The 19,727-nt window shown below is 62.0% G+C and carries 11 protein-coding genes; 5 read left to right on the top strand and 6 right to left on the bottom strand.

What is annotated here, in order from left to right:
• The first annotated feature begins 50 nt into the window (after window positions 1-50).
• On the top strand, window positions 51-3,335 hold the full coding sequence (locus KHO53_RS25365; RefSeq protein ID WP_213571208.1) for an NEL-type E3 ubiquitin ligase domain-containing protein: 3,285 nt from the start codon (window positions 51-53) through the stop codon (window positions 3,333-3,335).
• A gap of 71 nt (window positions 3,336-3,406) precedes the next feature.
• On the opposite strand, the gene KHO53_RS25360 is transcribed toward KHO53_RS25365, so the two are convergent.
• Together KHO53_RS25360 and KHO53_RS25355 are read right to left on the bottom strand one after the other, a co-directional pair.
• Entirely contained in the window at window positions 3,407-3,724 is a 318-nt protein-coding gene (locus KHO53_RS25360; protein WP_036995189.1) for an SCP2 sterol-binding domain-containing protein, read from the bottom strand.
• Window positions 3,725-3,780: 56 nt separating this feature from the next.
• Window positions 3,781-4,491 carry a histidine phosphatase family protein gene (locus tag KHO53_RS25355; protein WP_010223707.1) on the bottom strand — a complete coding sequence of 237 codons (711 nt, stop codon included), beginning with the start codon at window positions 4,489-4,491 and terminating at the stop codon, window positions 3,781-3,783.
• Between the two features lie 197 nt (window positions 4,492-4,688).
• Here KHO53_RS25355 and sohB point away from each other — a divergent pair, with 197 nt between their 5' ends.
• From sohB to KHO53_RS25340, 3 genes are all read left to right on the top strand, one after another.
• Window positions 4,689-5,708: a protease SohB gene (gene sohB, locus KHO53_RS25350; protein ID WP_213571206.1), complete on the top strand. Its 1,020-nt coding sequence runs from the start codon at window positions 4,689-4,691 to the stop codon at window positions 5,706-5,708.
• Between the two features lie 98 nt (window positions 5,709-5,806).
• The gene (locus KHO53_RS25345; protein ID WP_213571204.1) at window positions 5,807-10,720 is read left to right on the top strand and encodes an NEL-type E3 ubiquitin ligase domain-containing protein; all 4,914 of its coding nucleotides are present in this window, start codon (window positions 5,807-5,809) and stop codon (window positions 10,718-10,720) included.
• A gap of 160 nt (window positions 10,721-10,880) precedes the next feature.
• Window positions 10,881-11,909 carry a tRNA (adenine-N1)-methyltransferase gene (locus tag KHO53_RS25340; RefSeq protein WP_249684657.1) on the top strand — a complete coding sequence of 343 codons (1,029 nt, stop codon included), beginning with the start codon at window positions 10,881-10,883 and terminating at the stop codon, window positions 11,907-11,909.
• Between the two features lie 39 nt (window positions 11,910-11,948).
• Here KHO53_RS25340 and KHO53_RS25335 read toward each other — a convergent pair whose 3' ends face one another.
• Window positions 11,949-12,443 (bottom strand): DUF934 domain-containing protein, encoded by a 495-nt coding sequence (locus KHO53_RS25335; RefSeq protein ID WP_010223700.1) that lies wholly within the window; start codon window positions 12,441-12,443, stop codon window positions 11,949-11,951.
• Window positions 12,427-14,079, bottom strand: coding sequence for a nitrite/sulfite reductase (locus KHO53_RS25330; RefSeq protein ID WP_010223698.1), 1,653 nt, complete (start codon window positions 14,077-14,079; stop codon window positions 12,427-12,429). The genes KHO53_RS25335 and KHO53_RS25330 overlap by 17 nt, the downstream gene beginning before the upstream one ends.
• A 217-nt stretch (window positions 14,080-14,296) precedes the next feature.
• Here KHO53_RS25330 and KHO53_RS25325 point away from each other — a divergent pair, with 217 nt between their 5' ends.
• Complete coding sequence (locus tag KHO53_RS25325; RefSeq protein ID WP_159388784.1) at window positions 14,297-15,379, top strand: ABC transporter substrate-binding protein; 1,083 nt, start codon at window positions 14,297-14,299, stop codon at window positions 15,377-15,379.
• Between the two features lie 261 nt (window positions 15,380-15,640).
• Here KHO53_RS25325 and KHO53_RS25320 read toward each other — a convergent pair whose 3' ends face one another.
• Window positions 15,641-15,859 carry a DUF2970 domain-containing protein gene (locus tag KHO53_RS25320; protein WP_010223692.1) on the bottom strand — a complete coding sequence of 73 codons (219 nt, stop codon included), beginning with the start codon at window positions 15,857-15,859 and terminating at the stop codon, window positions 15,641-15,643.
• A gap of 138 nt (window positions 15,860-15,997) precedes the next feature.
• Window positions 15,998-19,705, bottom strand: a complete 3,708-nt coding sequence (gene metH, locus KHO53_RS25315) for a methionine synthase (RefSeq protein WP_036995181.1) — start codon at window positions 19,703-19,705, stop codon at window positions 15,998-16,000.
• Window positions 19,706-19,727: the final 22 nt, after the last annotated feature.

Raw genomic sequence — 19,727 nt, 5'->3', positions numbered from 1 at the left:
GCAGGTTGGGGCCGGGGTTCGAGGGCTGGTCCGATGCGCTGCTCGAACGCATGGCCGACATCAGCGGGGTCAGCGACGCGCAACTGCGTCGCGTCTACAGTGATGACCTGCCCACCCCGGCAGCGCTGCTCGATACCCGGCACCGTTTCGAAATCGATCGCTTGATCAGTGCGCAGATCAACAATGTCAGGACCGGGCAGGGGCTGCAAAAGGGATTCGACTATCCGGTATCGCTGTTGCCGGAGTTGCCGCAATGGCCGAGCGGCAAATCCATTGAACTGTTTGACAGCGCCGAGTTGTGGGGGCAACCGCAGGTGCATGGCAGCCCGGCGCCAGGTGTGGCGGCGATCAAGGTGTCGCGCAGCGATCTTGCGGCGGGACGCCTGGCCCGCAGGGTGATAGAAGGCTTGAGCCCGGCTGAGCGTCGCCATTGGTTTGGCAATGACTACCTGGCACGAGACCTCGAAGCAGTGCTGCGCCAGAGCCTGGCTGAGCGGATGCTGGCGTCAAGGGTGCGAATCTTCGATAGCCTGTACTTGGACCAGACGGAAATTGTCGACACCTTGCAACGGGCCTTGCAGCGTGATTTCCAGGGGTTGTCGCGCCCGGTCGCCAAGGCTTTGGCCGAGGCTGCCAGTGAAGTTGAAAGCAGTCGTTGGCAGGCTTCGCAGCGGGTGCCGCTGACGCTAGCCAAGCGGGCCCGCGAGGCTTCGCGGCAAATCCGCCTGTCACGCGCTTGCGAAGGCCTTGAAATAAGTTACCTGGCCAAAGACGACACCTACCGGCTGGCCCTTCATTTGTTGCCGGAACTACCCGGCTGGAGCGATACGGTTCATTTGAGCGTGCGCAGCGATAGTGTTTCCGGCACCGAACTTGACAGCATCGGCAGTGCTGCAGCAGTGTCACGCAAAACGCTGGTACGCACCGCGCAGGGGTGGCGCGCACATGACGAACGCGGGGAAACGTTAGACGGGCTGAACAGCTCAGACCACGGATTTTTCACCAGCGTGCTGCTGGCCTTGCCGGACAGCGAGCGTGTGGCACTTGGCCTGAATATCGACGACAGCGACGCACTGCGCCGCAAACTATTGGAGCTGGCCGCCCGCCAGCCGGCCAAGGCAAGGCTGGCGCTGGGCATGGCGGTGGACCATGGCGGCTTCAGGCCTCCTCTGCCTGTAGGCGCCGGGCGCCGTGGTTACCCCTTGGGCGGTGTGATCGGGCGCTTGTTGCCCCGCACTCTGGAGCAGCGGCTCAGAGCGCTGTTTCCAGATTTTACCGATGGGCAGTTGCGTGACTTTTTCCGCAACGCGAGCGTGCAAGGTGAGAGCCTGGAGAACGTAATCGGCGATCTGGAGCAGGAGCTGAGGGCCGAACGGGAAAGCTTGTCAGCCTGGGTAGAGCAAGGGGCTTCGGCCACTGCCCGCACACGGCGCAGGCTAGTGGCAATGCAGTTGCTGGATGTATGGCAGTTGCGTCACCGGGCGCCACTTGAGGTCAGTGAGTACCAACTGGATGGGACGCCGGGTTACCTGCTGAGACTGAACTCCCCTGTGGTTGACGCGCTGCCACCCCTGACGTGCGAAATCGACCAGGTTCTGGAACTCGAATTGAGCACCATGTCGGCCATCACCGAATTGCCCGCGGATTTCCTCCGAGCCTTTCCCAACTTGCGCCGCTTGAGCGTGCGCAACACACCGATCACTGACCTCCCTGAAAACGTGGCGCAACTGAGTGAGCTGCGGGTGCTGGATTTCACCTACACGCAAATAGGCCTGGCCAATCTTGAACGCTTGAGCGGGCTTCGACGCCTGTGGTCACTGGACCTCAGAGGCGTCTCGCGCTCAGCGCTCATGCTTACCGCCGCACAACTTGCGCCCTTGTGCCAGTTACCCGCCTTGCGCTTTTTGTCGCTGATGGAAAACCAAATCAGCTTCGGTCCGGGCGTGTTTGCCGAGTTGGCGCGGCTGCCGAACGTGCGCCAGTTGTATTTGACCCGCAATAACATCACCCTGACCGAGGCCGATGTCGGTGAGCTGGCTGGCATTACCACCTTGCGAGAACTGTCCATGGGGCGCAACCCCTTGATGCGCACCCCGGATATCCGCCAGATGCCGGCGTTGCGCCTGCTGGCCTTGCCCGAAGCGCAGATAACCACCTGGCCGCTCGGGCTTGAAACCACCTCGACTATCGAGGTTCGGCTTGAAGGCAACGCCATCACCGAGGTACCTGAGGGTGCCGGACGGATGCGGGGCCTGTCGTTTGGCTACGAGGGCATGAGCGAGGCGCTTATTACCCGGTTTATTCGTGAGCGCATGCAGTTGCAGCCCGATCCGGGCGCGGACGTGCTTATCGAGGAGGAGTGGGATGAGGACGCGGACGATGACCTCAGTGCCTATCACCAACTGACTGAAGAACAGGCGCACACCGCGCGGGAGCTGTTCAGCCTGCCCGACTCGCACTCCTTCAGGCGCTTGCTGGCCCGGTTGCTGAGAAACAGGCAAGTAGCCGAGGCTCAGGCCGTGAAGTTGATCGAGGCGGCAGCGGCTGACCCTGAAGGGCTGGGCAGGCAACTGTTCGCTCAGGCAGTCGACGCTGATACCTGTGAAGACCGTGACGTCGTGGTGTTCAGTGATCTGCAGGGGCTTGAAGAAGCAGACCAGGCCCTCAGCCAGGTTGCGCTTGCCCAAGGTGACCAGGCCAGTCGCCAACTGCTCGCCCTGGGTATCAGCCGCTGGCGCCTGCAGCGCTTGCGTACCTATGTGGCGGAGCAGATTCGGGGCTGGCGATCGTCGATGCCAGACATCGACGACATAGAAGTGGAGCTGTACTACCGAATTCACCTGGCCGCACGTCTGGGCTTGCGCAATCAGCCGTCCACGATGAGGTTTCCTGGTCTTGTGACCTGGGTGACCAGCGATATGCTGGAGGCGGCGGCGCGCGTCATTAGCCAGGACCAGGCTGGCTTGCTACCGCAATGGATGGTCGAGGAAGTCTACTGGCAGAATTATCTCAGGCGTGTGCACAGCGAGCGCTTTGAGGCGCTGCAGGTTGAACTGGCCGAAGTCTTCGACCCTGCAATCGATTTCATGGAAGCGCTGCAACGGCTCCGGGGAGAGCAAGCGGACCTGGCAACGCCGCTTCCTGTGGTACAGGGCCAGACGGCTGAGCAGCTGGCGCTGGCATTCGGGGTAGCACAAAACGAGCTGGCGCAGTTGGCTTATGTCGAGGCCGAATGGAGTCAGGCGTATGCAAACCTGCAGGATGCCAGGGAGGCCAGGGAGAATGAGCTTCCAGGGCTTCTGACCAGAGAGGAAATTGAGCGTAACGCCCGATAGCGACCTGCCGGCGATTGCAGCAGGCAAAAAACCGAAGCCAGGGCTTCGGTTTTTTTATCGCTGCAAGCCGATCAGGCCGGGAACAGCTCGCTCAGTTTCATCGACAGCATCATGTCGCCTTCAACGCGCAGCTTGCCGCCCATGAAGGCCTGCATGCCGTCGGTTTCGCCGCTGACGATACCCTTGAGGGTTTCGCTGTCCAGTACCAGGGTGCAGTTGGCGTCAGCGTTTTCGCCTTCCTGGATTTCGCAGGTGCCATCCTTGACGATGAGGGCGTAGTGCTTGTCTTCGTCAGTGATGTTGAAACCGAAAACCAGGTCCAGGCCGGCGGCAGCGGCTGGGTTGAACTTGGCTTTCATCGCTTCGACGGCTTTTGCTACATCGCTCATGGTGTGTTCCTTATTAAGTGATTTGCGTGACGGGTGAGGTCACAACGAGCCGGGGTTCATCGGTAGGTGATGAGCTCCGGCGCCTTCAACAGCTGCACATGGGCCTGGCTGTTGAAGGAAGCCAGGGCCACCTCGCGGCCGCGAAACTTCAGTTGGCTGAGCGAGGTGTTGATGATCTGCCAGTTCAGCTCGAAAGCCTGGCCGGCAGTGATACGGGTTACCAGGTGGAGCAGGGCGGCGATGGTGCCGCCCGAGGTGAAAATGGCAATGTTGTCGCCGTTGCCGGCCTGCTGCAGCACCCGCTGCAGGCCGCCGTCGACACGCTGGACAAAGCCCTGCCAGCTCTCGGCGCCTTCGCAGGCATGTTCGCCGCCGTGCCAGCGCTGTACCAGCAAGGCGAACAGGCGCTGGAATTCGCTGCGGTTCTGGGTGGCGTTGCGCAGTACATGCAGGGCTTCGGGCTCGTCCGGCAACAGGCCGGGCAGCAGGCCGCGGATCACGCCATCGGCGTCGAATTCGTTGAAGGCGTTGTCGGTTTCCAGCGCGGGCACTTCACAGCCGGCGTTGTGCATGACGGCCAAGGCCAGGCGCGCGGTGTCTTGCTGGCGGCGCAGGTCGCCGGCCAGGCAGCGGTCCAGGCGCAGGCCCAGTTGCGCCAAGTGCTCGCCGAGGGCCTCGCTCTGGCGCATGCCCACGGGCGAGAGGACATCATAGTCGTCTGCACCAAATGAAGCCTGGCCATGTCGAATCAGGTAGATACTGCCCACGTCGTCCGCCTGCACTTAAGGATGAGCCGAGGTTAGGTTGCCGCTGTCGGGCTGTCAACGAAAAAACATACAAGCGTTTGAAAAGAGCGTTTGAACTGCATTGCCGAAGATTTCCTACGCTGGCAGGGTCAAGGCCGCCTCGGTATGCTTGACTATCGGTTCGCGCCGTACGGGCGCAGGCATGTTAAGGAGTTACTGTGGAGTTTCTTGCAGAGTACGCAAGCTTTCTCGCCAAGACCGCGACCCTGGTGATCGCGATTCTGATTGTCCTCTCGGCGATTGCCGGTTTGCGCGGCAAGGGCCGGCGCAAGGGCGGCGGGCAGTTGCAGGTCAACAAGCTCAACGAGTTCTACAAGGACTTGCGCGAGCGCCTGGAAAGCACCTTGCTGGACAAGGCCCAGCTCAAGGCCCTGCGCAAGCAGCAGGCCAAGGCCGAAAAGCAGCAGAAGAAAAAGCCCGAAGAAAAGCCGCGGGTGTTCGTCCTCGACTTTGACGGCGACATCAAGGCCTCGGCCACCGAGAGCCTGCGTCACGAAATCAGCGCCGTCCTGAGCCTGGCCACGGCCCAGGACGAGGTGGTGTTGCGCCTGGAAAGCGGCGGCGGCATGGTTCACAGCTATGGCCTGGCCGCCTCGCAACTGGCGCGTATCCGCCAGGCCGGGGTGCCGCTGACGGTGTGCATCGACAAGGTCGCCGCCAGTGGTGGTTACATGATGGCCTGCATCGGCGACAAGATCGTCAGCGCGCCGTTTGCCATCCTCGGCTCGATCGGCGTAGTGGCACAGCTGCCCAATGTCAACCGCCTGTTGAAAAAGCACGATGTCGACTTCGAGGTATTCACTGCCGGGGAATACAAACGCACCGTGACGGTGTTCGGCGAGAACACCGAGAAGGGCAGGGAGAAGTTCCAGGAAGACCTGGACGTCACCCACCAATTGTTCAAGGATTTTGTCTCGCGCTATCGCCCGCAGTTGCACATTGATGATGTGGCTACCGGTGAAGTCTGGCTCGGCGTTGCGGCGCTGAACAAGCAACTGGTCGACCAGTTGATGACCAGCGATGAGTACCTGAGCCAGCGCGCCCGCGAGGCCAACCTGTATCACCTGCACTTTGCCGAACGCAAAAGCCTGCAGGAGCGCGTGGGGCTGGCGGCCAGCGGTTCGATCGAGCATCTGGCGATCAAGCTCTGGAGTCGTCTCAGTGGGCGCCTGTGGTAATCGCCCCCTTGGTGGTGCAAGCAGCGTGAGCATTAATTAACACCGTTTTCAGTCCCCAAACAGGTCTTCTAGGCGTTCATGCCAATAGGAGACCTGCCATGACTACCCCCCCTTCAGAATCCGCTCCCGGGCTGCACGGCCACTTTATCTCGCAACGTCTGCCCGATTGGGTCAGGCACTCCACACCTGCAGATTTCGATCGGATGGGCGCCCAACTGGTGCCCGAGCAGCACGCTAGCGCGCTGGCCAACTGGTTCGCGGGCGCCAGCGCCGCTGAGAAAAAGCTGCTCGAGGGCTATCAGACGCGCAGTCGGCGAACCGCTCAGCGGCTGGCGCGTGAGCTCAAAGACTTCAAAGGCATTACCGCCTTTTGCGAGCCCTTGCTCAAGGCCCGTCTCAAGGCTGATCTGGCTGCCGAGCCTGATATCGATAACGATGAGTTCGTGCGGATCTACCGGGAGCCGATACTGCTCGCGACGATGATCAGGATCGTCCCCCGGCGCCAGACCCTGATGCAGGCAGCGCTGCAGAACTTTGCTGCCGACAGCGTGTTTGAGACCGGTACGGCACTGGCGGCAAAAAATGCATTCTTTCTTGAGTTGATACCAGGAACCGAAGCGCATCCGCGTTTTCGCTATCGCTATACGCAACAGCTGCCCATCGATCATCAGGCGTTTGCCCGCTTGTGCCATGACCTGGACCTGGGCGGTCAATACCAGAAGCACCTGAGCGAGGTGTTCGAGCATCCGCGCACCAGCGCCCGGCGCCGCACCCTTGCCATCGAACTGAACAAGGACCTGCTGCGTGTTTGCCTGCAGATCGCATTCATGAAGCAGGAGATCAGCGAGCAGGGCCGCACGGTGCTGCTTGAACTGCTGCAAGGCGTACGTGCGCCACGCTGGAACGGCAAAATAGTACGCTGCAGCCAACTGAGCATGTTTGGCGTGCCGGTATCGGACGTGCTGGTGGTCGGGCCGGTACGTGACGACAATCAGGTCCAGCCGGTGATGCTCTACCTGCCAGGTGCGCCAGGCGCGCAGCTCAAGGAGTACCCATCGGTGCGGGCGGCGCTGGACGACCTCAAGATCAGGTTGCGTCAACCCGCTTACCAGGCATTTCTGCGCCGCTGTGTCTCCCCTCCATCGCAAGAGCATGTGCTGACGCGCTTGCAAGGTGCGCTGTACCACGATGTCAAAGGTGACGATGGTGTGTACCGGCGACTGCCTGACCCCAATGCCAACCTGCACCTGCGCGAGATTGTGGTCGACCAGGAGCTGTTCGCTTACCTGCAAGATCGCCATCTACAGAAGATCAAGGACGACGCCCGGGCCCTGGCGGTGCCCAGTGCCGACGTCGATGAGCAGGCCTGGCAAGCGCGCCTGGCGTACTGGGAGTCCATTGGTTTCAACCTGCTCAATGCGGCGGCGTTTTTTGTCCCGGCACTCGGCGTGGTCATGGCGGGAGTCGCTGCCGCGCAGTTGATCGGTGAGGTGGTGGAAGGTGCGCACGCATGGGAGGCGGGCGATCTGGCCGAGGCCTGGGGGCACTTGAAGTCAGTCGGCCTGAACATTGCGGTCATTGCCGGTCTGGGCGTTGCTGGCGGTGCGCTCCAGAGGGGGGGCGCCAGTGAGGTGGTCGACGGCCTGGTCAAGGTGCGGCTGGCCGATGGCCAACAGCGGCTTTGGCAGCCGGTTCTGTCGGACTATGCCCAGGAGGTCGCGCTGGACAGCATCGAACCCGACGACATCGGCCACTATCGGGTCGGCAACCAGCGCTACATTCGCCTGGGCAACGACACCTTCGAAGTGAGCGAAACCGAGGCGGGGCAGTGGGCCCTGCGCCATCCGTGGGACGAGTCGGCCTATCGGCCCGAACTCAAACACAATGGCCAGGGTGCCTGGCTGGTAGTGGGCGAGCAACCCTTGAGCTGGAGCCGTCTGCAGTTGCTGAGGCGATTGGGGCACGTTACCGAGGGCCTGAACGACGCCGAGCTGGTGCAGGCTGTCGAAATCAGCGGCGTCAGCGACGATGAACTGCGCGCCGTCCTGGCTACGCAGCAACCGCTGTCGCCGCTGCTGGCCGATACCCTGGAGCGTCTGCGCCTGGACCGTCAGCTCCAGGCCTGGATCGCTAACCTGCGCAGTGGCTCGCCAGGTGGGGTCGGACGTGATGTCGCTGCGGTACTGGCCTCGGAACTGCCCGGTTGGCTGCACCAGCCGATCGAGGTGTTTCGCGGCCCCGAGTTGTGGGGGGCGTCGACGGTTTATGGCCTGGACCGCTGGCCCAATGCGGGGACGTTCAAGGTGCTGATGAGCGAGCTCTACGCCAACAAGCTTCCCGAAGTCATGCTCCAGCAGTTGGATAGGCGGGCCATTGAGCGTTTGCTGGGCGCGCAGGTGCAGCCGAGCGAACGGTTGCAGGCGCTGCGCAATCTCTTGGCGGGCCGCGCAGAACAACGCCAGGCCGCCATTTTCGACAGTATCTATGCCACGCCTGCCGCGCAGGCCAGTGCCCAAGCGCGCCTGGTGCAACGGGATTTTCCCTCGTTGCCCCTGAGCGCCGCCGAAGCGCTGGTTGATAATGCCTCCTCGGCTGAACTGCAGCAGATGCAGGGTGCCGATGCCCGAGTCCCCCTGCGCCTGGCCGAAGAGGCGCGCGTGTACCAGCGCCAGGTGCGCCTGAACCGTGCCTTGGAAGGCATGTTCGAGCCCCGGCGCTCAAGCCTGGACAGCGACTGCCTGATGGTGCGGCTGCTTGAGCAATTGCCGGGCTGGAGCGGCCAGGTTCGCCTGCAGGTGCATGAGGGGACGGCCGACGGCAAATTGCTGGCGGCGGCTGGAGAATCCACCGGCACCCTGAAGACGTTACTGCGCAAGGATGGCCGCTACAGCGCCTACGATGCCTTAGGCAACGAACTGACGGTCAATGATGATATTGCCGGTGCGCTGCTCAAAGCCCTGCCTGACAGCGAGCGCCAGGCGCTGGGGTTGCAGATAGATCAGCCCATGCGCCTGCGCACATCGCTGATGGCACTGGCAACGAGCGATCGGCGGCGCGCCTCGACATTGCTCGGCCAGCAGCCCGTGCGGCCCTGGCTGCGCACGCCCATGGGCCTGGCCGATGGGCGTATCGGCTATCCACTGAGCGGTCGTGGGGCTGTCGGCGGCCGGTTCAGTGCCGGGCTGCTGAGCCAGGTTCGCAGCCTTTATCCGATCCTGGAGCCGGCGCAAGCAGAAGCGCTCCTCGAAGGGCTGGGGCTGACGGATGTCGAACGGCTCGAAGTGCTGGAGCGCCGTCGGCTGGAGTACGGGCAATTGACCGATACCTTGAATCAGTGGGTCGAGCAGGGGCAGTACACCGATATTGGCAATGTGCGGAACGATGCTGTGCACCCGCGGGTGTTACGTCAGGTTGCCTGGCAGATCCAAAAGGCCTGGCGCCGGGAAACAGCCCGCGTGCATGCGGGCGATGGGCGATTTGTAGGCTTTCGGTTGGAGTTGGGTAACCTGCGTCTGAGCCAGTTGCCTGCGTTGACCGCAAACTTCAGCCACATTGCCGACCTGCGCCTTTCAGGCATGGGCCTGCAAACCGTGCCATCCGGTTTCTTGCAGGCATTCAGCAGGCTGCGCTGGCTCGACCTCAGCGGCAATCGCCTGACCGCGCTGACCGATGCTGTCGGTGAGTTGCAGGGGCTGACCAAGTTGAAGTTACAGCGTAACAATCTGGTGATGAATGAGACGACCAGGTCGGTGCTTGGGCGTCTGACCAGGCTGAAATTGCTACACCTGAACGATAATCCGCTTGGCCAGCCACCGGCTGTGGCCACTATGCTGGAACTGATCAACCTGTCCTTGAAGAACACCGGGATCAGCACCTGGCCGACAGGCGTGTTCGAACTTGAAAACCTGGCGGTGCTGGATCTGCGCGACAACCGCATTACCCGCATTGCGCAAAGCGTACTGGAGCCGGTCGAGCATGTGCAACGAGTCGAGCGCATCAACGGCATCACCAGCTTGCATGGCAACCCGCTGGATGCCGACAGCCTCCAACGGCTGCAAGCCTACCGCGAACGTACTGGCCGGACCTTGGGAATCTTGCCGGTGCAACGTGGCCCTCATGTCGAGGCCTTGCCAGCGCCGACCCGGGGTGCGGATCTCTGGCTAAGGGGCGCCGACGTCACCAGCTCGGCGCAGGTTCGCAGCCATTGGCAAGCCTTGTCCGAATATCCGGAAAGTGGCGAGTTTTTCCGTTTGCTCAATAACCTGAGCTCCAGTGCTGATTTCACGCAGGGCTACCAGGCGCTGTGTGAACGCGTATGGCGAATGCTCAAGGCCGCCAACGACAGTACCCGCTTACGGGAAGAGTTGTTCGAGTTCGTGGCGCATCCGCAAACCTGTGCAGACGGCACCACTCTGGTGTTCAGCCAGTTGGAGGTGCTGGTGTTGGTGGAGCAAGCCAGGCAGGCCGGGACAGTGGTCGGTGCCGAGTACGCGCTGATCGACCTGGCCCGTGGCTTGAGCCGTCTGGATGCGGTGGAGCGGATTGCCTTGGGTGATATCGCCGCACGGCGAGCGGCAGGCCTTCGGGTCGATGACGTCGAAGTGCGTCTGGCCTACCGCATCGGGCTGGCGCAACGGCTGGAGCTGCCAGGTCAGCCCCAAGGCATGCGGTTCGAGCACATGGCCAATGTCACCGCAGCGCAACTGGACAGCGCCGCAACCGAGGTGCTGGAGGGGGAGACGCCGGAATCCTTGAGGGCGGGGATTTCGGGGCGGAACTTCTGGATCGACTTTCTCAAGGCGCGTTATGCGACACGTTTCGCTGAGGTCAACGAACCATACTTTCACCGGCAGAATGCGCTGGAGGTCGACAAGCAAGATATGGCTGACCAGCTGCACCTTAACAGATCGGACATCATCCTTCGGCGGCAAAAGGAGGCTGAGCAGCGATTGATTGAGTCACTGACCGTGCAGATCTGGAACAGCGTACCGGACCAGGTGACCCATCTCTAACCGCTGGCTCCCGTGCCTGGCCGGGTGCGGGAGCCGCTCTTTTACACATGCTATTACACAAGCACCGGCGTGACACATGCCGGCTGCGTAACACTCTGCCCTGGTTCGACTCCAGTCTCGACACACGGAAATTTTCCAAGAGTCTGGAGGAGTACGTCTTTTGAACAGTTTTTGCCCGCCATCGGCCCCAGCCGCACCTCAGGTAGCGGTAGGGTCGTCCCAGCGACGTGGCGCGTTGCGTGCAGGGGAGCGTGTCCTGCTCAGTGATGAGCGTGGGCATCTGAATGTCATCTGCCTGGCGCCGGGTGGTCAATTCCACACCCACAAAGGCTATCTTGATCATGACCAGATCATCGGCTGTGCGGAAGGCTCGCGGATAACCGGCAGCCAAGGCCTGCAGTACCATGTTTTCAGGCCGCTGCTGAGCAACTTTGTCCAGTCCATGCCGCGAGGTGCCGCGGTGATCTATCCCAAGGATGCCGGCCAGATTGTGACCATGGCCGATATTTTTCCCGGGGCGCGGGTGGTTGAGGCTGGCGTGGGTTCGGGGGCGCTGTCTATTTCCTTGCTGCGTGCGGTGGGCGATCACGGCTACCTGCACTCGATCGAGCGCCGCCAGGAGTTTGCCGATATCGCCCGCGGTAATGTCCAGAGCCTGTTCGGGCAGGCGCACCCGGCCTGGCGCATCACCTTGGGTGATTTGCAGGAACAGGTGCTCAAGCACGAAGCACCGGGCAGTATCGATCGTGTGGTACTCGACATGCTGGCGCCCTGGGAGTGTCTTGATGCGGTCGCCCAGGTACTGGTACCCGGTGGGGTATGGATCAGCTATGTCGCCACCGTGACCCAGCTTTCACGCACGGCTGAAGCGATACGCGCAGACGGGCGCTTCACTGAGCCCCAGGCCTGGGAGTCGATGGTTCGTGAATGGCATCTTGAAGGGCTGGCGGTGCGTCCCGAGCATCGGATGATCGCCCACACCGGCTTTTTACTGATGACCCGGCGCTTTGCCGACGGGGCAGGGCCGTTGTCGTCGGTAGGCCAGAAAAAAACCTTTGCCGATGAAGACTTGGATGCCTGGCTCGCCCTTGAGTCGACGAAGCGCCCCACGTCAGGCCGCAAGCTGCGTCGGGCCGCGAGGAGCGCGGCAGAGGGCACAGCTTTGGCGCAGGATGATCCAGGTACTTGAGATTGACTGCGGGGCAAGTCGGTTTGCCCCGCGATGCATTCAGCGACGACGGAACAGCGGTTGCGGTTCGTCAGTGGCGGCCTGGTAGGTCACCGAAAAGTCCTGCAGGCTTTGCAGCGCTTCGACCGGGTCCTTGTCGGCACGCAGGGCGAAGGCGTCGAAGCCGCAACGCTTCATGTAGAACAACTGATCACGCAGCACGTCGCCAATGGCGCGCAGCTCGCCGGTGAACTTGTAGCGGTCACGCAGCAGGCGCGCATTGGAGTAGTTGCGCCCGTCGGTGAAGGCCGGGAAGTTCAGGGCAATGACCTGGAACTGGTTGGCGACTTCGCCTATTTCTTCGGCTTCTTCATCGGCGTCCAGCCACACGCCCAGGCCGCCGTCGCGGGCCATGAGCATATGACCGTGTTCGCGCCACAGCTGCAGTGGAACAATGTAGTCGTCGCAGTTGGTCACTTCGTCGATGCTGAAGTCCTTGGGCAGCAGGTGCCAGGTTTCGTCGACGATCTGGTTGTTCTTAATGATTCGCTGCATAGACGCGTTCCTTGAATGGGTCGATGCCAATACGTTGGTAGGTGTCGATGAAACGCTCGTCTTCGGTACGTTTTTCAACGTAGACGTCGATCAGCTTCTCGATCACATCCGGCATGTCGTCCTGGGCAAAGGAAGGGCCGAGGATCTTGCCCAGGCTGGCGTCGCGGCTGGCGCTGCCACCCAGGGAGACCTGGTAGAACTCTTCGCCTTTCTTGTCCACCCCGAGGATGCCGATATGGCCGACGTGGTGGTGACCACAGGCGTTCATGCAGCCGGAGATGTTCAGGTCCAGCTCACCGATATCGAACAGGTAGTCCAGATCGTCGAAACGGCGCTGGATGGATTCGGCGATCGGGATCGACTTGGCGTTGGCCAGGGAGCAGAAGTCACCGCCCGGGCAGCAGATGATGTCGGTCAGCAGGCCGATGTTCGGTGTTGCGAAGCCGTTTTCGCGCAGCTCCAGCCACAAGGCGTGCAACTGGCTCTGCTCGACGTCGGCGAGGATGATGTTCTGCTCGTGGGAGGTACGCAGCTGGCCGAAGCTGTAGCGCTCGGCGAGGTCGGCGACGGCATCCAGTTGCTTGTCGGTCAGGTCGCCCGGGGCCACGCCAGTAGGCTTGAGCGACAGGGTCACGGCCACATAGCCGGGCTTCTTATGCGCCAGCACGTTGCGCGCGCGCCAGCGGGCAAAGCCTGGGTGCTGCTGTTCGAGTTCGCTGAAGTCGAGGTTGTCCAGCGCCTTGTAGTCCGGGTCGACGAAGTGCTTGGCCACGCGGTGCACTTCGGCTTCGGTCAGGGTAGTGCTCCCGCCGCGCAGGTGGACCATTTCGGCCTCGACCTTCTCGGCAAACACTTCAGGGGTGAGCGCCTTGACCAGGATCTTGATCCGCGCCTTGTACTTGTTGTCGCGACGGCCGTAGCGGTTGTACACGCGCAGGATCGCGTCCAGGTAGCTGAGCAGGTCCTGCCAGGGCAGGAACTCGTTGATGAAGGCGCCGACCACCGGGGTACGGCCCAGGCCGCCACCGACCAGTACGCGAAAGCCCAGTTCGCCGGCTGCGTTGTACACCGGCTCCAGGCCGATATCGTGCACTTCGATGGCCGCGCGGTCGCTGCTCGAGCCGTTGATGGCGATCTTGAACTTGCGCGGCAGGTAGGCGAATTCGGGGTGGAAGGTGGTCCACTGGCGAACGATCTCGCACCACGGGCGCGGGTCGATCACTTCATCGGCAGCGACACCGGCGAACTGGTCGGTAGTGACGTTGCGCAGGCAGTTGCCGCTGGTCTGGATCGCGTGCATCTGCACGGTGGCAAGCTCGGCCAGAATCTCCGGGATGTCTTCCAGGGCAGGCCAGTTGTATTGCACGTTCTGCCGGGTACTGATGTGGGCGTAGCCCTTGTCGTAGTCGCGCGCGATCTTCGCCAGCATCCGTGTCTGACGCGACGTCAGCTGGCCATAAGGCACGGCGACCCGCAACATCGGGGCAAAACGTTGGATATAGAGGCCATTTTGCAGGCGCAGGGGGCGGAACTCTTCTTCGCTCAGTTCACCGGCCAGGTAGCGGCGGGTCTGATCACGGAACTGCTTGACGCGGTCCTCGATGATCCGCTGATCGTACTCGTCGTATACGTACATAGGGGTCCTGTTCTCAAGCTGCTTGCAGCTAATCGCGCGCACGGCCGCGCACTCCGATGCGGAGCCGAAGAAAGATAGCAGTTTGCGTTTATGCGCAAAAGTGAAGTTTTTGCATATGAAAAGAACCATTTGGACTAAGTGAGACTGACTGGCGTTTAGCCAATGTGCCACTACGGGCGGTTATAATCGGCGGTTTGAATAGCGGGAGCGTTAACGCATGCTCAAGGCCTTGTGCCAAAGCCTTTGCCTGAGCCTGCCACTGGTGGCTGGCGCACAGGCGGCTTCAGTGGTGTTTCTCAATCCGGGCTATTCCAACGAGACCTTCTGGGTCAGCTATTCGCGTTTCATGCAGGCTGCCGCCGACGACCTGGGCATGCAGCTGAGTATCCAGTACAGCGAACGCCGGCCGGAGCTGGCGCTGACCCAGGCCCGGGAAGTGCTCGAAGGTCAGCGGCGCCCGGACTACCTGGTGCTGGTCAACGAACAGTACATCGCCCCGGAGATCATCCGACTGTCCCGTGACAGCGGGGTCAAACTGTTTCTGGTCAATAACGGCCTGACCCCGAACCAGGCCGAGCTGATCGACAGCCACCCGGACAAATACCCGCCGTTGCTCGGCACCCTGGTGGGCAACGACGAGCAGGCTGGCTACCAGATGCTCAAGCAATTGATCGCCTTGCGCGCGCAGCCGGGCCTGACCCGGCCGCTGGAACTGCTGGCGTTTTCCGGGCTCAAGACCACCCCGGCCTCGCAATTGCGCGAGCAGGGTATGCGCCGCGCCCTGGCCGAGCACCCCGAAGTGCGCCTGCGCCAGGTGGTGTATGGCGGCTGGGGCAGGGAGCGCGCCTATGAGCAGGCCAAGCAATTGATACAGCGCTACCCGAAGATCGAGCTGGTGTGGTCGGCCAATGACGAGATGGCCTTTGGTGCCATGCAGGCGATTGTCGAGGCTGGGCATGTGCCGGGCAAGGACGTGCTGTTCAGTGCCGTCAACAGTTCGTCGGCGGCGCTGCAGGCGCGCATTGACGGGCGCCTGAGCGTGCTCATGGGCGGGCACTTTTCCCTGGGCGGCTGGGCCATGGTGTTACTGCACGATGATGCGTTGAAACTGCCAATTGATCGGGACGGGCGCCGTGAACATCAGGTGCCGGTGTTGCAAATGATCGACCCGCTGCGAGCGCGGCGCTGGCTGAACCTGCAGGAACAGGCCGACTACGGCCTGGATTTCAACCGTTTTAGCGCCCAAGGGCACCCGGGCGACTACCGTTATCCGTTCCTCAAGGCCCCCGTCGAATATTGAAATGCCCCTGCTTGAGCAATGGCCATTGCTGGACTTAACTGCAACGGGTTACATGCATTCCCATAACCACTACAAGAGGCGATGCAATGGGAAATTCGACCAAAGCGGGTAAGCCTGACAGCAGTGTCGATGCCTGGGCGATACTCTGTCTGATCATCCTGGTGGTGGTGACCGCCGTGTATTGGGTCAGCCACCAGTGACATCACGCGATGGGTAACAGTGAACCGCCCGCAGAAGGGATATCTGCGGGCGGACTGCTGTTTAGCGGGCGGTAAGGTGCATGGCCAGTTGTACCAGCCCGATCAGTACCAGAATGAAAAGCAAGGTGAACACGGTGCCCAGCGCAATAAAGTGGCTGGCCTTGCCGTGGTTGAAGTCGCGGGCGCGGTTCTTGCCGCTTTGCACCCCGAACGCCGCCGCCAGGATGCTTTGCAGCATCTGCCAGAAGGTTGGGGGTTTGCCTTGGGCGGGTTCGTCCATGAGGGGCTCCTTATAGAAGGCATCTCCCCCAGTGTAGACGGAAGCTGCAAGCTGCAAGCTGCAAGCTACAAGCTACAAGCTACAAGCTACAAGAAGCTGATGCGCCCACTTGCAGCTTGTGGCTTGCAGCTTGCAGCTTCAGTTGTCATAGCCAAGGTTAGGCGCCAGCCAGCGCTCGCTTACGCTCAGGTCCTGCCCCTTGCGCACCGTGTAGCTCTGCACCTGGTCCTTGTCGACCTTGCCCACGGCAAAGTACTGCGCCTGCGGGTGAGCGAAGTACCAGCCGCTGACCGCCGCCGCCGGGAACATGGCGAAGTGATCGGTGAGGAACACGCCGCTGGGGCCGGTTTCGCCGATGGCGGTGCCGTCGAGCAGGCGGAACAGGGTTTCCTTCTCGGTGTGGTCCGGGCAGGCCGGGTAGCCCGGGGCAGGGCGGATACCCGCGTACTGCTCCTTGATCAGCGCCTCGTTGTCCAGGTGCTCGTCCTTGGCATAACCCCAGTAGTTTTTCCGCACCTGTTCATGCAGCCACTCGGCGCAGGCCTCGGCCAGGCGGTCGGCGAGGGCCTTGACCATGATCGAGTTGTAGTCGTCGCCCTTGTCCTGGTAAGCCTTGGCCACTTCCTCGGCGCCGATGCCGGCGGTGGTGATGAAGCCACCGACGTAATCGGTGATGCCGGTCTCTTTTGGCGCAACGAAGTCGGCCAGGGAGAAGTTCGGCTTGTTGTCCGGCTTGATGGTCTGCTGGCGCAGGTGGTGCAGTTGTGCCAGCGGCTGGCCGTCGGCGCCATAGACTTCGATGTCGTCATGGTTGACCTGGTTGGCCGGCCAGAAACCGAACACCGCGCGGGCGCTGATCAGCTTCTCGTCGATCAGCTTGGCGAGCATCTCCTGGGCATCCTTGAACAGCGCGGTGGCCGCTTCGCCGACCACTTCGTCGGTGAGGATGCGCGGGTACTTACCGGCCAGGTCCCAGGAAATGAAGAACGGCGTCCAGTCGATGTAGGCGGCCAGCACCTTGAGGTCGATGTCCTTCAGCACTTTGACGCCGGTGAAGCTCGGTACCACCGGCTGATAAGCGGCCCAGTCGTATTTCGGCTTGGCGGCAATCGACTGCTCGTAGCTCAGGCGCTCGGTGCGGGCGCTGCGGTTGGCGGTGCGCTCGCGGACTTCAACGTAGTCCTGGCGGGTCTTTTCGACGAAGCCCGGCTTGAGCTCCTTGGACAGCAACTGGGTGGCGACCCCCACGGCACGCGAGGCGTCGGTGACGTAGATCACCGCGTCGTTGCTGTATTTGGGCTCGATTTTCACCGCCGTGTGCGCCTTGGAGGTGGTGGCGCCGCCGATCATCAGCGGCAGGTGGAAGTCCTGGCGCTGCATCTCACGGGCAACATGGACCATCTCGTCCAGCGACGGGGTGATCAGCCCGGACAGGCCGATGATGTCGCACTTCTGCTCGCGGGCGGTCTGCAGGATCTTCTCGGCCGGGACCATGACCCCAAGGTCGACGATGTCATAGCCGTTGCAGCCGAGCACCACGCCGACGATGTTCTTGCCGATGTCGTGCACGTCGCCCTTGACCGTGGCCATGAGGATCTTGCCCTTGGCTTCGGGCTTGTCGCCTTTTTCCGCTTCGATGAACGGAATCAGATGGGCCACCGCCTGCTTCATTACCCGCGCGGACTTGACCACCTGGGGCAGGAACATCTTGCCGGCGCCGAACAGGTCACCGACCACGTTCATGCCGCTCATCAGCGGGCCTTCAATCACCTCGATGGGGCGCGCGCACTGCTGGCGGCATTCTTCGGTGTCTTCGACGATAAAGGCAGTGATGCCTTTGACCAACGCGTGTTCCAGGCGCTTGTCGACCGGCAGTGAGCGCCATTCTTCGTTCTCGACTTCCTTGACCGCGCCACCGCCCTTGTAGTCGTCGGCGATAGCGAGCAGGGCGTCGGTGCCGTGCGGGGTGCGGTTGAGCACCACGTCCTCGACCTTCTCGCGCAAGGCTGGCGGGATTTCGTCGTAGATCTCCAGTTGGCCGGCGTTGACGATACCCATGGTCAGGCCATTCTGGATCGCGTGGTAGAGGAACACCGAGTGGATCGCCTCGCGCACCGGGTTGTTGCCGCGGAACGAGAACGACACGTTGGATACCCCGCCCGAGGTCAGGGCGTAGGGCAGATGGTCGCGGATGTAGGCGCAGGCTTCGATGAAGTCGACGGCGTAGTTGTTGTGCTCTTCGATGCCGGTGGCGACGGCGAAGATGTTCGGGTCGAAGATGATGTCTTCCGGCGGGAAGCCCACTTCATTGACCAGGATGTCGTAGCTGCGCTGGCAGATCTCGCGTTTGCGCGCAGCGGTGTCGGCCTGGCCGACCTCGTCGAAGGCCATCACCACCACGGCGGCACCGTAGCGCTTGCACAGCTTGGCGTGATGCTTGAAGGCCTCGACGCCTTCTTTCATCGAGATCGAGTTGACGATGCCCTTGCCCTGGATGCATTTGAGGCCCGCTTCGATCACGTCCCATTTGGAGGAGTCGATCATGATCGGTACGCGGGAGATGTCCGGCTCGCCGGCGATCAGGTTGAGGAACTTGACCATGGCTGCCTGGGAATCGAGCATCCCTTCGTCCATGTTGATGTCGATCACCTGGGCGCCGGCCTCGACCTGCTGCAGGGCGACTTCCAGGGCTTCGGTGTAGTTCTCTTCGCGGATCAGCCGGGCGAACTTGGCGGAACCGGTGATGTTGGTGCGTTCACCGACGTTGACGAACAACGAGTTGCGGTCGATGGTGAACGGCTCCAGGCCCGACAACCGGCACGCCTTGGGGATGTCCGGAATGGCCCGTGGCGGGTACTTGGCCACCGCTTCGGCAATTGCCTGGATATGCCCGGGGGTGGTGCCGCAGCAACCGCCAATGATGTTCAAAAAGCCGCTGGCGGCGAACTCTTCGACCACCACGGCCATTTCGGCCGGGGTTTCGTCGTATTCACCGAAGGCGTTCGGCAGGCCGGCGTTGGGGTGCGCCGAGACATGCGTGCCGGCCTTGGTCGACAGCTCTTCGAGGTAGGGGCGCAGGTCCTTGGCGCCGAGGGCGCAGTTCAGGCCCACGGAGATCGGGTTGGCGTGGCGCACCGAGTTCCAGAAGGCTTCGGTGGTCTGCCCCGACAGGGTCCGGCCGGAGGCGTCGGTGATGGTCCCGGAGATCATGATCGGCAGTTCGACGCCGTCCTCCTCGAACACCTGCTGCACGGCGAAGATCGCCGCCTTGGCGTTGAGGGTGTCGAAGATGGTTTCGATCAGGATCAGGTCGGCGCCGCCCTCGATCAGGCCGCGGGTGGCCTCGATGTAGTTTTCTACCAACACATCGAAGGTGACGTTGCGGTAGCCCGGGTCGTTGACGTCGGGGGAAATCGAGCAGGTGCGGCTGGTCGGGCCGAGTACGCCGGCAACGAAGCGTGGTTTGTCCGGCGTCTCGAGGGTCTTGGCGTCGGCCACCTGGCGGGCGACGCGCGCGCCTTGCACGTTGAGCTCGTAGACCAGTGCTTCCATGCCGTAGTCGGCCTGGGAAATCTGCGTGGCGTTGAAGGTGTTGGTTTCGAGAATGTCGGCGCCGGCGTCCAGGTAGGCTTTCTCGATAGCGGCGATGACGTCGGGGCGCGACAGCAGCAACAGGTCGTTGTTGCCTTTGACATCGCTTGGCCAATCGGCGAAGCGCGTGCCACGATAGTCGTGTTCCTCGAGGCGGTAGCTTTGGATCATAGTACCCATGCCGCCATCGAGAATCAGGATGCGCTCTTTGAGTGCTTGCTGAAGTGCTTGGAAACGAGCGCTGCGGTCAGACATAGGACTACCTGGTCGGGCAAAT

It is taken from the genome of Pseudomonas sp. RC2C2, assembly GCF_018390435.1.
Taxonomy (GTDB): Bacteria; Pseudomonadota; Gammaproteobacteria; order Pseudomonadales; family Pseudomonadaceae; genus Aquipseudomonas; species Aquipseudomonas donghuensis.
The sequence above is the reverse complement of the archived record's forward strand: the minus strand, read 5'-3'. Positions and strand labels throughout refer to the sequence as shown.

Bases quoted from the DNA above. Each gene is read 5' to 3' on its own strand.
- KHO53_RS25335 (WP_010223700.1), bottom strand. From the start codon at position 12,443: ATGCAGCGAATCATTAAGAACAACCAGATCGTCGACGAAACCTGGCAC.
- KHO53_RS25325 (WP_159388784.1), top strand. From the start codon at position 14,297: ATGCTCAAGGCCTTGTGCCAAAGCCTTTGCCTGAGCCTGCCACTGGTG.
- metH (WP_036995181.1), bottom strand. From the start codon at position 19,705: ATGTCTGACCGCAGCGCTCGTTTCCAAGCACTTCAGCAAGCACTCAAA.
- KHO53_RS25345 (WP_213571204.1), top strand. From the start codon at position 5,807: ATGACTACCCCCCCTTCAGAATCCGCTCCCGGGCTGCACGGCCACTTT.
- KHO53_RS25330 (WP_010223698.1), bottom strand. From the start codon at position 14,079: ATGTACGTATACGACGAGTACGATCAGCGGATCATCGAGGACCGCGTC.
- KHO53_RS25320 (WP_010223692.1), bottom strand. From the start codon at position 15,859: ATGGACGAACCCGCCCAAGGCAAACCCCCAACCTTCTGGCAGATGCTG.
- KHO53_RS25360 (WP_036995189.1), bottom strand. From the start codon at position 3,724: ATGAGCGATGTAGCAAAAGCCGTCGAAGCGATGAAAGCCAAGTTCAAC.
- KHO53_RS25365 (WP_213571208.1), top strand. From the start codon at position 51: ATGGCCGACATCAGCGGGGTCAGCGACGCGCAACTGCGTCGCGTCTAC.